Consider the following 14,849-nt stretch of genomic DNA (forward strand, 5'->3'; position numbering starts at 1 on the left):
GGAGAGAATATCGTCATGAAAGTCGGTTACTTAGGTCCAGCAGCTACATTCACACATCTAGCAGTCAGTTCTTGTTTTCAAAACGGCGCCGAACATGTTGCTTACCGAACCATACCGGAGTGTATAGATGCGGCAGTTGCAGGCGAAGTTGATTTCGCTTTTGTTCCTTTAGAGAATGCCTTAGAAGGATCAGTAAATTTAACGATAGACTATTTAATACATGAACAGCCAATGCCAATCGTGGGTGAAATGACATTGCCGATTCATCAGCACTTGCTCGTCCATCCTTCGAGAGAGAGTGCATGGAAAGAGCTTGACAAAATTTACTCGCACTCACACGCGATTGCGCAATGCCATAAATTTCTCCATCATCAATTTCCTTCTGTTCCATATGAATACGCCAATTCAACCGGGGCGGCAGCAAAATTTGTCAGTGACCATCCCGAGCTGAATATCGGGGTCATTGCCAATGACATGGCAGCTTCTACATACGAATTAAAAATTGTGAAACGAGATATACAGGATTATAGGGATAATCATACGAGATTTGTTATCCTGTCTCCTGATGAAAACATTTCATTTGAAGTGAATTCAAAATTGAGTTCACGGCCCAAAACGACTCTGATGGTAATGCTTCCGCAGGATGAACCAGGGGCGCTGCACAGAGTGCTGTCTGCTTTTTCGTGGAGAAACTTAAACTTGTCAAAAATTGAGTCACGTCCGACTAAAACCGGATTAGGCCATTATTTCTTTATTATTGATATTGAGAAAGCGTTTGATGAGGTATTGATTCCGGGTGCCATGCAGGAGCTCGAAGCTCTTGGCTGCAAAGTAAAGCTTCTAGGTGCATATCAGTCCTACCAATTATAAAAAAGCCCAATAAGGGCTTTTTTTTAGTCTTTAATTAAAATACCTGCTTCCTCGAGTGCTTGACAGGCTTGGTCGATGCGGTGTTCATCGGGTGCTGTCAGAGTGTGGAGATGCACACCGTCAGTCAGCTGTGATAAATAGGCGGCATTCGTTGAATTGATTTTTTCAATGAAATTGCTAACTTCCTTCCGGGTGCCTACTTGGATGGCTGCAGTTAAATCCCCGTATACGGGATGCTCGATTTTTACGTCTTTTACTGTAACGCCTTCGTCCACGACGAGCTGCAATTCCTCTTCTGTCCGTTCAGGACTGTGCAGACAAGCTATGATTCTTTCGGCCTGCTGGTGCTGCTGAGCGGCTGCATCCATGTATACATATCCTTGGCTTGTGGCGATAATCGGTTCATTTTTCGCTTTCAAGAGCGATATGTCCTGTACAATAACCTGTCTTGACACGTTCGCTTTTTTTGCGAGTTCCCCTCCTGTAAGCGGTGATGTGGATTCCCTCAGCCACAGAAGAAGCTGGTCACGCCTGTTGGCGCCCATAAGCTTTATCTCTTCGGTCAATATCGAATTCTCCTTTCTTTTGTTTCCAAAGCGCTGTAAACGTATGTAATAACTTATCCAGCTGTTCAGCCGTTGTATGCCTTCCAAAAGAGATGCGGATAAATTGCAGGGCTTCTTGTTCTGTTTTTCTTAATGCTTTCATCGTTGCAGACGGACCGTGATAACCAGCAGAACAAGCACTGCCCGTTGAAATGCAAATATTACTCCGATTACATTCTAACATAACATATTGTCCTTCAAATGAGTGAAAAAAACACCCAACAATATGCGGAAGACATTCCGTTTGTGCATCGTCTGCCGCAAGAGTTACAGGGAGAGAACGAATACTGATTTGATCTAAAAAGTAGGCTCTTAATGTCTTATTGCGGGATAACTGTTTATCCATTTCGCTTATGATTAGCTCCGCAGCGGCAGTAAAGGCTCCGATTCCGGGGACATTCACGGTGCCGGCTCTGAATCCATGTTCGTGAGTGACGAGAGGATAAACGGGTTTCCAAGGGACATTGGGCCGAATATAGACCGCGCCCACTCCTTTAGGGCCGTGGATTTTATGGCTGGACACTGAGAGTGCATCTATTCCCAAATCTTCTGTATTGATCGGGATCTTTCCAAACGTTTGAACAGCGTCACAATGAAGAAGAATACCCTTTTTGTGCAGGTATGAAGACAGCCGTTGAATGGGCTGAATAATTCCGGTTTCAGAATTTGCATGCTGAATAGATACCAGGCCCGTTTCCGGACGGATATGAGCAGCCAATATTTCCTCGGTAATAAGCCCGTATTCATCCGGTTCAATGATTGTTACATCAAATCCATGCTGTTCCAGAAAAGCAGCACAGCTATGAATGGACTGATGCTCCATGGCAGTCGTAATGAAATGTCTTTTTGTTTTTGGCAGGCCGTTTAGCAATGATTGAATGGACAGAAAATTGGATTCAGAGCCGCCGCTTGTAAAATAAATGCCGCTAGCTTCTCCGCCAATAATATTGGCGATTTTTTCGCGGCAGTACTCCAGTATGTGCTTTGCTTTTCCACCCGCATCATGCAGGCTGCTGGCATTTCCGTACATATCCATGCTGAGCTTCTGATATACGTTAAGGGCTTCCTTACAAATAGGCGTTGTCGCTGCATAGTCTAAATAAATCATCCGGTCTTCCTCCATCCGTTCTCCATAAAAAACTCTTGAGTTTATTTTATCCTTGTGTAAATATAGGTGTCAAGACAGGTGTAAACAACAGGAGGGTGGCATATGTCTAAAAAGACGATTGCAGTCATCGGTTCAGGGGCGGCGGCACTTTCTTTAGCGTCAGCTCTCCCGCCTTCATATGAAGTGACTGTTATCACTAAAAAAAGTGTCAAAAGTAGCAACTCTGTCTATGCGCAAGGCGGCATTGCTGCGGCTTATGCGAAAGGTGACTCGATTCAAGCCCATTTGAGGGATACGTTATATGCAGGATGCGGACATAACGACCTTGCAATTGCAGCAGACGTTTTACATGATGGAAAAAACATGATTCAAAGTCTATTGGAGAGTGAATTTCCATTCGACCGCAATGAACAAGGCGATGTTTGTCTTGGTAGAGAAGGAGCCCACACATACAACCGTATTTTTCATTCGGGCGGAGACGCAACAGGCAGACTGCTTGTTGATTATTTGCTGAAACAGATCGAAAGCAAAATCGATTTAATCGAGCATGAAACAGCGGCAGATTTGCTTGTTGAAAATGGACGCTGTATCGGCGTCATGACAAAAGACAGTCAGGGGCAGATCAAGGTAAGACATGCGGATGAAGTTGTGCTGGCGGCTGGCGGATGCGGGAGCCTGTTTCTTCACCATACGAACGATTCATCTGTCACAGGTGACGGCCTTTCTTTAGCTTACCGTGCCGGAGCGGAATTAACTGATTTAGAGTTTACCCAGTTTCACCCGACACTGCTTGTGAAAAATGGTGTTTCTTATGGGCTTGTTTCAGAAGCAGTCAGAGGGGAAGGTGGATGTTTAGTTGACGAAAATGGCCGCCGCGTTATGGCTGGACGACATCCTTTAGGTGACTTGGCTCCAAGGGACATCGTCTCACGGGTTATTCATGAAGAACTGGCAAAAGGAAACCGCGTTTACATCGACTGCAGTGCGATTTCTGATTTCGAAGCACGTTTCCCTACCATCACCGCTATTTGTGATAAAGCAGGGGTTGATATTCAAAGTGGAAAAATACCTGTTGCTCCGGGAATGCACTTCTTGATGGGAGGGGTTTCAGTTAATTGCTGGGGGGAAACGACAGTGCCGGGGCTTTATGCGATTGGAGAGACCGCATGTACCGGTTTGCATGGAGCCAACCGGCTTGCGAGCAATTCTTTGTTGGAGGCGCTGGTGTTTGGAAAAAGAGCAGCAAAGCATATTATGCAAAAACCGGTTTATAACAGGCAATATCAATCATCATCAGACATCAGCGTAGTCTACAAGGTGCCGAATATAGAGGTGTATGAATTGCAAAGCAGAATGACAAGCCACATGTCTATCTTGCGGGAACAAGGCAGTCTGATTGAGCTGAGCAACTGGCTTGATATGCTGCCTTTTCAGGAAATGAATGTGAAAGACATCACATTACCTCAGCTGGAGCTTTCTCATTTATGGCAGGCTGCAAAGCTGATGACATCTTCTGCGCTTTTGCGGGAGGAAAGCAGAGGGGCTCACTACCGCACCGATTTTCCTCAAGCTGATGTGCGCTGGCAAGGAAGACAAATTGTCCATACAAAAAAGGGAACAAGGATTAGAAAAAACGAGGGGATTTGGAAAAATGAATCTGTTAAAGCTGAAAAAATTGTTGAATCACTTTTTTCTTGAGGATATAGGCATGGGGGATCTTACATCGCAGTCTATCTTTGGAGAACAGAGCTGTGAAGCGGAGATTGTTGTAAAGTCAGACGGTATCTTTGCAGGAGCTGCGGTGATAAAAGAAGGCTTTGCTTTATTAGATGAAAATGTTCAAATCATTATACACAAAAAAGATGGGGACATGTTGCGAAAAGGTGAAGTGATTGCCGTGTTAAGCGGTCCGGCGACTGCGCTTTTATCAGGAGAGCGGGTCGTATTAAATCTTATTCAAAGGCTGTCAGGAATTGCGACGATGACAAGGGAGGCTGTCCGTAGGCTGGATGATGAACAGATTAAAATTTGTGACACGAGAAAAACAACACCGGGGCTGAGAATGCTGGAAAAATACGCTGTCAGAGCGGGTGGCGGATATAATCATCGCTTCGGTTTGTATGACGGCGTCATAATTAAAGACAATCATATTGCAGCATGCGGCTCTATTTTAGAGGCATGCCGAAAAGCGCGCCAGACTGTGGGGCATATGGTAAATATCGAAGTGGAAATTGAAACGGAGGAACAACTGCGGGAAGCAATTGAAGCAGGCGCAGATGTTATTATGTTTGACAACTGCCCGCCTGAGACGGTCCGTCATTTTGCAACTCTCACACCGGGCCATATAAAAACTGAAGCTTCGGGCGGGATTACGCTAGAATCTTTGGCTGCTTATAAAGGGACGGGAGTGAATTATATTTCATTAGGATTTTTGACTCATTCCGTCAAAAGTTTAGATATCAGCATGGATGTTACACTATCAAATGAATCCTCGGAGGAATGCCGTTATGTCAATTCTTGATATGATAAAACGATCGAATGATATGATGCCTGAAGGTTACAAAGGAATGTCGAGAGAAGAAATGGAAACTCGTGTTGCCGCCATTAAGAAAAAGTTCGGCAGCAGGCTCTTTATACCGGGCCATCATTATCAAAAAGATGAAGTGATACAATTTGCTGACCAAACAGGTGATTCCCTGCAGTTGGCTCAAATTGCGGAAAAAAACAAAGAAGCTGATTATATTGTTTTTTGTGGCGTGCACTTTATGGCAGAGACCGCTGATATGCTGACAGGAGAGGAACAAACGGTTATCCTGCCTGATATGAGAGCAGGGTGTTCGATGGCCGACATGGCTGACATGCAGCAGACCAATAGGGCGTGGGAGAAGCTTCAGCATATATTTGGAGATACGATCATACCTTTAACTTATGTGAACTCCACTGCGGAGATCAAGGCTTTCGTCGGTAAGCATGGCGGAGCGACTGTGACTTCTTCGAATGCGAAAAAAGTGCTTACATGGGCGTTTACTCAGAAAAAACGAATTTTATTTTTGCCTGATCAGCATTTAGGGAGAAATACGGCTTCTGATCTGGATATCGCGCTTGAGAATATGGCTGTGTGGGATCCGATAAAAGATGAATTAGTAGCTGAATCTGAGCATAAGAATGTGAAAGTGATTTTGTGGAAAGGGCACTGCTCTGTTCACGAAAAATTCACCGCAAAAAATATCCAAGATGTGAGGGACCGTGATCCTGATATACGGATCATTGTGCATCCGGAGTGTTCACATGAAGTCGTGACACTAAGTGACGACAGCGGATCTACAAAATATATTATCGATACAATCAACCAAGCTCCGGAGGGAAGCAAGTGGGCAATCGGAACAGAAATGAATCTTGTTCAGCGGATTATTCACGATCACCCCGATAAACAAATCGAATCACTTAATCCTGACATGTGCCCGTGTCTGACAATGAACCGAATCGATTTGCCGCATTTGCTGTGGTCTTTGGAACAAATAGAAAAAGGAGAACCTTCGGGCGTGATCAAGGTGCCAAAAGCCATTCAGCAAGATGCCCTCCTTGCTCTGAATCGAATGCTTTCGATCACGTAAATCAGAAATATTTCCCCTCCTGTACTCATAACTTCTTTTGTTCAGGCATATGTTGTGAAGAAACATATTGTAATCAAAGCTGAACTGTTCACGTTTTGCATAGGAGGGGAAAACGTTGAAAATCCATATCGTTCAAAAAGGCGATTCGCTCTTGAAAATAGCTGAAAAGTACGGAGTCGATATTGAGGAAGTGAAGAAGCTTAATACACAGCTCAGCAATCCAGACTTAATCATGCCTGGAATGAAAATAAAAGTGCCGTCTGAAGGTGTCCCAGTCAGAAAAGAGCCACAAACAGGCAAAAGTCCGGCGCCTGGGAAGCAAGATCATCCATATGCGAAAGAGAAGCCTAAATCCGTTGTTGACGTAGAAGACACAAAGCCGAAAGAAAAGAAGTCTGTGCCGTATGTCCCGCCAATGCCTAATTTACAGGAAAATGTGTATCCTGAAGCTGATGTGAACGATTATTATGATACGAAACAGCTTTTCCAGCCTTGGTCGCCTCCTAAACCGGAGGAGCCGAAAAAACAACATGAGGGAAATATGGATCCTATGTATCACATGCAAGACCAAGATCAATTTCCACAACAGGAGGCTATGAGTAATATGGAAAATGCAAATTATCCGAATATGCCTAATATGCCAAAGGCGCCAGAGGTAGGCGGTATGGAAGAAGAAAACGTTCAACACACAGTTCCGAATATGCCGGCTGTTCAGCCTTATCATCATTATCCGGCTCATTGCGTGCCATGTCCCGTTCCTGTTTCACCAATTCTTCCAGGGTCAGGATTATGCCACCCGTACTATCCGGCACAACCTTATCCAATGTATCAGCCACATGGATACCAGCCAAGCTTTGTATCACCTCAGTATGATCCGGGTCAATATGATAACCAGTATCATGAAAACACTCATCACGGACATTTCGGTTCATATGGAGCGCCTCAATATGCATCTCCGGCTTATGGATCACCGTATGAACATATGCCGTATGGCCCTCATTATGGCACTCCTCAAGTGATGGGTGCATACCAGCCGCCAGCGGCCCCAGGATACATGCCGTACAAAGATCATGACGATTGCGGCTGTGACGATGATCACCAGCCATATTACTCCGCACCTGGCTATTCCGGACATGGAGCATATGGAACTCCTAATATGCCATATGGCGGAGCAAATCCAAATCCAAATCCAAATCCAAATCCGTATGCGGCCGGAGCCTCTATGCCAATGGCGAATCAGCCTTCTGTAAACCAAATGTTTGGCCGGCCGGAAGAAGAAAATGAGTGATTGTTCGGAACGATGTAAATCGTTCCTTTTTTTGTTTAGGCGCAGATCACAGTCAACTGGACAGAACTGACACGCTTAATATGCCCTCAACCGCACATGATAAAAACGAGCAAACATGCTCTATTCGTCCACGGGGGGTTTTTCCATTGGGTAAAAAAATGATGATCACAAGCTTGATTCTAATGACAGCGGGCTTAACAGCATGCGGAGCAAACGATAATGCTCAGAATGATACACGCAATAACGGCAATACCCGTCCAATCGGATACTATTCAAATGAAAACGACACTGATAGACAGGAAGAAGGAATGGTCGACAATGATGGTCCTGTTACTGAATTAATGGAGGACCAGAATGGCGATAAAAACACCACGAATGTGAATAACCGTGACCGTGTTACTGCTGACGATCGCGTTCCTTTGGCAACCGATGGAACATATAACAACACGAATAACAGAAACATGAATCGGAACGCAACGAACAACGGATATGATAACCAAGAAAACAGAAGACTGGCTGCAAAAATTGCCAACCGTGTGAAACAAGTGAAAAATGTAAATGACACACAAGTGATGGTAACGGATGACCGAGTAGTCGTCGCAGTCAGAAGCCATACAGACTTCACAAAGTCCGACAGGGATAACGTAGCAAAGGCGGCGCGCAACTATGCGAATGGCCGTGACGTTCAAGTGTCCACAGATAAAGGACTGTTCAGAAAACTTTATAAAATGAACACCCGCTAAGGATGAAGGCTGCCGGAAGTGATGTTCGGCAGCCTTTTCATTGCAACAGCAATCAATACCCATTAAAGTAGTGTACATAGATAATGTAAAAGAAGGTGAAAATGTGGCAGGCCATTCCAAGTGGAAAAACATCCAAAAAAGAAAAAATGCGCAGGATGCAAAGCGCGGGAAAATATTTATGAAGCTTGCGAAAGAAATCTATGTGGCAGCGAAAGAAGGCGGAGCTGATCCTGAAGCAAACTCAGCATTGCGTCTTGTCATCGAAAAAGCAAAAGGCGCCAATATGCCGAATGAAAATATAGACCGTGCCATTAAAAAAGCTGCGGGGAGCTTAGATGGAAGCAGCTATGAGGAAATCACCTATGAAGGCTATGGCCCATCAGGGATTGCTGTGATGGTTGATTGTGTAACAGATAACAAAAACCGAACGGCCTCAAATGTGCGGACAGCGTTTAATAAAAATGGCGGAAGTCTGGGAGAAAGCGGATGTGTAGCCTTTTTATTTGAACGGAAGGGATTTATTGCAATCGACCGTACAGACAGGCAAATAGAAGAAGATGAGCTCATGCTTGATGTGCTGGAAGCCGGGGGAGAAGAACTGCAGAATGAAGAAGGCCAATATAGGGTATTAACAGAGCCCGATCATTTTGAAGAGGTAAAAACAGCTCTCGAATCGAAATATCCAATTTCTTCGGCAGAGGTGACCATGCTACCGAAAACCTATGCAGAGGCCGATGATCTGGCTGTTGAAAAGCTGGAAAAATTGATCGACATCCTTGAGGATGACGATGATGTTCAAGAAGTGTATACTAATTATCGCTCATAAAAAACCGGCACGATGTCATATCGGGCCGGTTTTTGTACCTTCAAGAGACACGCTCATTTTCATAAGTGTATTCTTTCTCCCAGAAATCAGCATTTTTAATCCCCAGCGCTTTTGGATCAAAGACCGGGTCTAAGCCCTGCTTCTTTTGGCGCTCGTAATCCTCTAAAGCGAGAAGTGCCGGTTTGGCTAGCAGCACAATTGCAATGACATTCAGCCATACCATAATGCCGAGCCCTGCATCGCCTAATGCCCAAGCAAGAGAAGCGGTTTTCACAGTTCCATAGAACGTCGCGGCTAAAATAATCAGTTTTAAGCCAAGCATTGCCCATTTGCTTTCTCTGCCTCGTGCTAAATAGGCAATATTTGTTTCTGCGATGTAGTAATACGCCATAATTGTTGTAAATGCGAAGAAGAATAATGCGATGGCAACAAAGCCTGCACCGAATCCGGGAAGAACATTGTCAATGGCCGCTTGTGTGAAACCTGGCCCCGCCTCTACGCCTTTAATTTGATGAACGATATAGGAACCATCTGCAGCCTGAGTATTGTACATGCCGGTAAACAAGATCATGAAGGCTGTAGCGGAACATACAAATAATGTGTCGATATAAACAGAAAATGCCTGAACCAGCCCCTGCTTGACCGGGTGGGAAACTTCTGCAGCGGCAGCCGGATGCGGGCCTGTTCCCTGGCCGGCTTCGTTTGAGTAAATGCCTCGTTTGACACCCCAGGAAATCGCCATGCCGACCAGGCCGCCAAAAGCGGAATCTAAAGCAAAAGCGCTTTTGAAAATCAATGAGATTACAGCAGGCAATTCAGAAACATTCATGACAATAATGATGAAAGACAGCAGGATATAACCAATGGCCATAAACGGAACAATCATCTGCGCGGCACTGGCAATTCGTTTGACGCCGCCAAAAATGATAAACCCTAATAATAAAACGAGAACACAGCCCGTAATGGCAGGAGAGATGCCGAATGCATTTTTGACGCCAGCCGCAATGGAGTTGGACTGCACGCCCGGCATCAGAAGGGCCATTGCAATAAGGGCAGCAGCGGCAAAAAAGACGGCAAACCACTTAATGCCTAGACCCTTTTCAATATAGTAAGCCGGACCACCTCGATATTGGCCGCCTTGTTTTACTTTGTAAATTTGGGCAAGAGTTGACTCAACAAAGGCGCTCGCTGCACCGATAAAGGCAATCGCCCACATCCAGAACACCGCACCGGGTCCGCCGAATGCAATTGCTGTCGCCACCCCCGCAATGTTTCCTGTCCCCACTCGTCCTGACAGCGCAATCGATAATGCTTGAAAAGAAGAAACGCCAGCTTCAGAGCTCTTTCCTTTGAACATCAGAACAATCATTTCTTTCAAATGTCTGACTTGTAAAAAACGGGTCATAATAGAGAAGATTAATCCAATACCCAATAAAATATAAATGACGGGGGTACTCCATAAGACTGCGTTTAAACTGGTAACAAAATCTGCCATCAAGCTTCCTCCCCACTGCATTTTGAATACATGTATAAAAAGGATTTTGGGCTAATCGAACTATTTTTACAATTGATTTGTCACATTATATGACTGGTAATTATCAATAAGAGAAAAGAATAAATGCCGCGTATTGATTACGCTGTGTTGTTCTAAAATGTCACCACCTATCAGGTTCATGTTATCTTTACATTTCCTTAAAATTCCCTCAATAAAGCGGTGGTATGATGAAATAAAACAAATAAAGGGTGAGGGGAGACAGAGATGGAGAAAACGTATTGTCATTCCAGCGAGAATAGCACAGAAACGGTCTACTTAACTGTGAGAGGCTATCGAATTAAGCTGTCGCCTGAACAAATGAAACTGATTTCTGCCGCCAGAAAGTAAAAATATATGAACGAAGGCAGCCGCTTGTGCGGCTGCCTCTTTGATTTAAGAATATTTTCTTTTCCGCTGTGCGAAATGTTTTTGGAACCAATCTTTCTTATATAAAAATGCGATAATCTCCAGCCAGAAACCCGGAATCTTTTTGGGGAATATCGGTTTTTTGTAGAGTGCATGATAAGCTGATTTTAAATCGTCCCACTGGGTGCACGTTTTTGTCTGTTCGAACCTTGCAACATCAATCACCCGCACTGTCCCGGTTTCTGTCAAAATCAGATTCCTTAAATGAATATCTGACGGGTTCAAGCCGGCTGCCCGGGCGTCAGAAAGTGCTTCTTCAACCTGCTGAATCATATCATCACTGATCGCAATGCCTTTCTTCAGACAGTTATAAAAGGTTTCGCCTTTAATATATTCCATGAGAATAAATGAATCACCAGTTTCGTAAATGTCAGGGTAGAATGGGGACCCGGCTAATTTTTCATAGATCGCGGCTTCTTTGACGGCTGTCGCTTGATACTCCGGAAAAAATACTTTCAGCGCCATTTTTCGATCGCCCTCTGTTAAGGCAAACACATAGGCGCTTCTTCCCTTGCCGATTAGTGTTAATTCCTCAGATTTTTCTTTGACTTTATCAAATCTGCTGTTCTTGCGGTATATGACTGAATGGGCCAGTGCCTCTGCTCTTGTCAGCATTTCATTCACCTTCTTTGCTCTATTTTATGCAGTTGTTTATAGGAAAATCATAAACTGTTCAGGAAAAAGAGCCTAATTCTAGTGTATCTGGTCTTGAAGAAGAAGGCTACCTATAAGTATTAATTGTGATAAAAGAGACATAGAGCGATTATTTCCATTCTTGAAAAGCGCTTACAAATGAGATAGTATTAATTTTAAATAAAGCGCTTTCGTGAATGTTCAAGGGGGAAAAAGCCATGACAAAACAGATTGTGACAGGGATTATCGGTGCAGGGCGCATCGGCAAACTTCATGTTCAAAATATAAGCCGGATTCCTCATATGAAAATAAAAGCAGTCTCTGATATTCAGGTAAGCCGTATAAAGAGCTGGGCCGACAGTCATCAGATTGAATACATAACCTCTGATTATCGTGAGTTATTACATGATCCGGATATTGACGCTGTTTTTATTTGCTCACCGACAGCCTTACATGCACAGATGATAAGAGAAGCAGCCGAGGCAAAAAAGCATATCTTTTGTGAGAAGCCCGTCAGTTTCTCTCTGGACAAAACAAAAGAAGCGCTTGCGGCTGTCCGGAAATACGGGGTTGCACTCCAAGTCGGATTCAACCGCCGTTTTGATCCTCATTTTAAGAAAATCAAAACAATTGTTGAAAGGGGTGAAATCGGTACCCCTCATTTATTAAAAATTACGTCGCGGGACCCGGAGCCCCCGAATATAGATTATGTCCGTACTTCAGGCGGCTTGTTTATGGATATGTCAATCCATGATTTTGATATGGCCAGGTATATTATGGGAAGCGAGGTGGCGGAAGTGTATGCAAAAGGGGCGGCTCTGGTGAATCCCTCTTTTGCAGAGCTGGGCGATATTGATACGGCTGTCATTACACTGACTTTTGAAAACGGTGCCATGGCTGTGATTGACAACAGCCGCCAAGCTGTGTACGGGTATGACCAGCGAGTCGAGGTTTTCGGGACGAAAGGCTCTGCAGCGGCGGACAACAGCAGGCCGACGACGGTTGAAGTGTCAACTGCTGATGTTGTGATGAAGGATAAACCGCATTTCTTTTTCCTTGAACGTTATAAGGATGCGTATGAGGAGGAGATTGTTCGGTTTGCAGAAGCGATTGAAACAAACCGGGAAACTGCCTGCACCGGCAATGACGGTTTTCAGGCGGAAAGGATCGCCAGAGCGGCACAGCAATCGCTTGCTTTTGGCATGCCTGTCAGTATTGAGCATACTGAAAAAGTCGCTTTTTGACCAAACGGGATTACAATTCAGCAAGCTGGGTATAGAACCTCCATTGATACTTTATAAAAAAGTAGGCGGTGGAGAAAATGAATACAGCACATCCTAAAGGAGATGTTTTTGATAATATCAGAATTCCTTCTCACATGGTTTGGGGTTATATCGGCGTTGTCATCTTTATGGTTGGAGACGGGCTCGAACAAGGCTGGCTGTCTCCTTTTCTCGTTGATCATGGTCTCAGTATGCAGCAATCCGCATCATTATTTACCATGTACGGCATTGCTGTCACCATCTCGGCTTGGCTTTCAGGCGCGTTTGTCCAAACTTGGGGGCCAAGAAAAACGATGACTGTCGGCTTGCTTGCATTTATCCTCGGTTCGGCCGCTTTTATCGGCTGGGCGATTCCTCATATGCATGATCCGGCTCTCTTAGGCAGCTATGCACTTAGAGGCTTGGGATATCCGCTGTTTGCATACTCTTTTCTCGTGTGGGTGTCATACAGCACCTCTCATCATATTCTCGGAAAAGCCGTCGGCTGGTTTTGGTTTATGTTTACGTGCGGTCTTAACGTGCTCGGGCCGTTCTATTCCAGCTTTGCGGTTACGGCTATTGGAGAAATCAATACGCTTTGGAGCGCTTTACTGTTTGTGGCGGCAGGCGGATTCCTCGCCCTGTTTTTTAACAAAGATAAATTTACACCGGTACAAAAACAAGATCAGCCGAAATGGAAAGAACTGTCGAAGGCATTTACAATTATGTTTGAAAACCCTAAAGTCGGCATCGGCGGTGTGGTCAAGACGATTAATGCCATAGGACAATTCGGATTTGCCATCTTTCTCCCTACTTATTTAGCGCGTTACGGGTATTCTGTTTCGGAATGGCTGCAAATATGGGGGACGCTGTTTTTTGTGAATATCGTGTTTAATATCATTTTCGGTGCAGTCGGAGATAAACTTGGCTGGCGCAATACCGTGATGTGGTTTGGCGGTGTTGGGTGCGGCATTTTTACGCTGGCACTTTATTACACGCCTCAGTTGATCGGGCATCAGTATTGGGTGCTGATGATTATCGCTTGCTGTTACGGTGCGGTATTGGCTGGCTACGTGCCATTAAGCGCGCTTTTGCCGACGCTTGCACCTAATAATAAAGGTGCTGCCATGTCAGTCTTGAATCTGGGATCTGGTTTATGTGCGTTTATCGCGCCGGGCATCGTCAGTCTTTTCATTGGACCGCTCGGTGCAGGCGGGGTTATTTGGATCTTTGCGGTATTGTATTTTTTCAGCGCTTTTCTGACACAATTCTTGACGATTTCTGAGAAAAGCGCCGATGTGTATACAGAGGAACGATTTATCAGAGAAAACGTGCAAACAAATTTAGAGAAAACGGTTAAGCAGTAGCCTCATTGGTCAAACTAGTCATAAACGTGTGCAAAGAGGTGTAGAGGGTGAAACGATTCAGCACGGCGTATCTTTTGCTGGGCATGCTTTGCTCAGCCACAGCATTTCTAATAGGTGATCCGCCCCGCGCGCTTGGAGCGGAAGTGGAGCACTATGAACCGCTGCAGGTGCATGTGCAGCTTGAGAAAGTGTACTTGGACGGAGATGTCAGCATTGAGCATAAACATGAAGAAGTGCTTTCTACGGATGATTTTTGGGCAGCCTATGCCGGTTGGACTCTTGTCGAGCAAAAAAAGGGGTATGTGCTCTTCAGGAAGCAAATGGACGATATTTCTCCGCTCAGTAAGGTAAATGGGTATATCGGTGTTTCGGACAATGGAGTGATCTCCACTTTTCATGGTCGGCCTGAGTCAGCTTCCGAACCGATTCAGTCTTTTTTTCAAATTGATTTAGAAAGGCTGGAAAGCCATATGCAAAAAAATTTGCTGAAAGGCATTCCATTCCGGACAAAAGCGGAGTTTGAGGATGTTATAGAACATATAAAGACATACAGCGGGTAACGTCCGCTGATTG

At 44.7% G+C, this 14,849-nt stretch carries 15 protein-coding genes; 11 read left to right on the forward strand and 4 right to left on the reverse strand.

What is annotated here, in order from left to right; genetic code table 11:
- Positions 1–15: 15 nt before the first annotated feature.
- Entirely contained in the window at positions 16–870 is an 855-nt protein-coding gene (gene pheA, locus Q3W56_RS08210; RefSeq protein ID WP_019715248.1) for a prephenate dehydratase, read from the forward strand.
- 23 nt (positions 871–893) lie between these two features.
- Here the strand turns inward: pheA and Q3W56_RS08215 are convergent, their stop codons facing one another.
- Together Q3W56_RS08215 and Q3W56_RS08220 are read right to left on the reverse strand one after the other, a co-directional pair.
- A complete protein-coding gene (locus Q3W56_RS08215) occupies positions 894–1,436 on the reverse strand; it encodes a transcription repressor NadR (RefSeq protein WP_302895118.1) in 543 nt (180 codons plus the stop codon).
- Entirely contained in the window at positions 1,396–2,583 is a 1,188-nt protein-coding gene (locus Q3W56_RS08220; RefSeq protein ID WP_302895119.1) for an IscS subfamily cysteine desulfurase, read from the reverse strand. The genes Q3W56_RS08215 and Q3W56_RS08220 overlap by 41 nt, the downstream gene beginning before the upstream one ends.
- Before the next feature lie 102 nt (positions 2,584–2,685).
- Between Q3W56_RS08220 and nadB the strand changes: the two genes are divergently transcribed.
- The 6 genes from nadB (at position 2,686) to Q3W56_RS08250 (ending at position 9,054) form a co-directional block, all read left to right on the forward strand.
- Positions 2,686–4,281 (forward strand): L-aspartate oxidase, encoded by a 1,596-nt coding sequence (gene nadB, locus Q3W56_RS08225; protein ID WP_302895120.1) that lies wholly within the window; start codon positions 2,686–2,688, stop codon positions 4,279–4,281.
- Positions 4,235–5,104 carry a carboxylating nicotinate-nucleotide diphosphorylase gene (gene nadC / locus Q3W56_RS08230; protein WP_302895121.1) on the forward strand — a complete coding sequence of 290 codons (870 nt, stop codon included), beginning with the start codon at positions 4,235–4,237 and terminating at the stop codon, positions 5,102–5,104. The genes nadB and nadC overlap by 47 nt, the downstream gene beginning before the upstream one ends.
- Positions 5,091–6,197, forward strand: coding sequence for a quinolinate synthase NadA (gene nadA / locus Q3W56_RS08235; protein ID WP_302895122.1), 1,107 nt, complete (start codon positions 5,091–5,093; stop codon positions 6,195–6,197). The genes nadC and nadA overlap by 14 nt, the downstream gene beginning before the upstream one ends.
- A 115-nt stretch (positions 6,198–6,312) precedes the next feature.
- Positions 6,313–7,485, forward strand: a complete 1,173-nt coding sequence (safA, locus tag Q3W56_RS08240; RefSeq protein ID WP_302895123.1) for a spore coat assembly protein SafA — start codon at positions 6,313–6,315, stop codon at positions 7,483–7,485.
- Between the two features lie 146 nt (positions 7,486–7,631).
- On the forward strand, positions 7,632–8,228 hold the full coding sequence (locus Q3W56_RS08245; protein WP_268397806.1) for a YhcN/YlaJ family sporulation lipoprotein: 597 nt from the start codon (positions 7,632–7,634) through the stop codon (positions 8,226–8,228).
- A 103-nt stretch (positions 8,229–8,331) separates the two neighbouring features.
- The gene (locus tag Q3W56_RS08250; RefSeq protein ID WP_302895153.1) at positions 8,332–9,054 is read left to right on the forward strand and encodes a YebC/PmpR family DNA-binding transcriptional regulator; all 723 of its coding nucleotides are present in this window, start codon (positions 8,332–8,334) and stop codon (positions 9,052–9,054) included.
- Between the two features lie 40 nt (positions 9,055–9,094).
- Here the strand turns inward: Q3W56_RS08250 and Q3W56_RS08255 are convergent, their stop codons facing one another.
- Positions 9,095–10,549: an alanine/glycine:cation symporter family protein gene (locus Q3W56_RS08255; RefSeq protein WP_302895124.1), complete on the reverse strand. Its 1,455-nt coding sequence runs from the start codon at positions 10,547–10,549 to the stop codon at positions 9,095–9,097.
- Positions 10,550–10,813: 264 nt separating this feature from the next.
- On the opposite strand from Q3W56_RS08255, the gene Q3W56_RS08260 reads away from it, so the two are divergent.
- Positions 10,814–10,936 carry a hypothetical protein gene (locus Q3W56_RS08260; protein ID WP_019715238.1) on the forward strand — a complete coding sequence of 41 codons (123 nt, stop codon included), beginning with the start codon at positions 10,814–10,816 and terminating at the stop codon, positions 10,934–10,936.
- A 45-nt stretch (positions 10,937–10,981) separates the two neighbouring features.
- Here Q3W56_RS08260 and Q3W56_RS08265 read toward each other — a convergent pair whose 3' ends face one another.
- Entirely contained in the window at positions 10,982–11,629 is a 648-nt protein-coding gene (locus tag Q3W56_RS08265) for a phosphotransferase (RefSeq protein WP_302895125.1), read from the reverse strand.
- A 236-nt stretch (positions 11,630–11,865) separates the two neighbouring features.
- On the opposite strand from Q3W56_RS08265, the gene iolG reads away from it, so the two are divergent.
- The 3 genes from iolG (at position 11,866) to bofC (ending at position 14,836) form a co-directional block, all read left to right on the forward strand.
- On the forward strand, positions 11,866–12,891 hold the full coding sequence (iolG, locus tag Q3W56_RS08270; protein ID WP_302895127.1) for an inositol 2-dehydrogenase: 1,026 nt from the start codon (positions 11,866–11,868) through the stop codon (positions 12,889–12,891).
- A 77-nt stretch (positions 12,892–12,968) separates the two neighbouring features.
- The gene (locus tag Q3W56_RS08275) at positions 12,969–14,276 is read left to right on the forward strand and encodes an MFS transporter (protein WP_302895128.1); all 1,308 of its coding nucleotides are present in this window, start codon (positions 12,969–12,971) and stop codon (positions 14,274–14,276) included.
- A 47-nt stretch (positions 14,277–14,323) separates the two neighbouring features.
- Positions 14,324–14,836: a sporulation cell-cell signaling protein BofC gene (bofC, locus tag Q3W56_RS08280; RefSeq protein WP_302895129.1), complete on the forward strand. Its 513-nt coding sequence runs from the start codon at positions 14,324–14,326 to the stop codon at positions 14,834–14,836.
- The last annotated feature ends 13 nt before the right edge of the window (positions 14,837–14,849 follow it).

The sequence above is a fragment of the Bacillus sp. C28GYM-DRY-1 genome, from assembly GCF_030519405.1.
In the GTDB taxonomy this organism is placed as follows: domain Bacteria; phylum Bacillota; class Bacilli; order Bacillales; family Bacillaceae; genus Bacillus; species Bacillus spizizenii_A.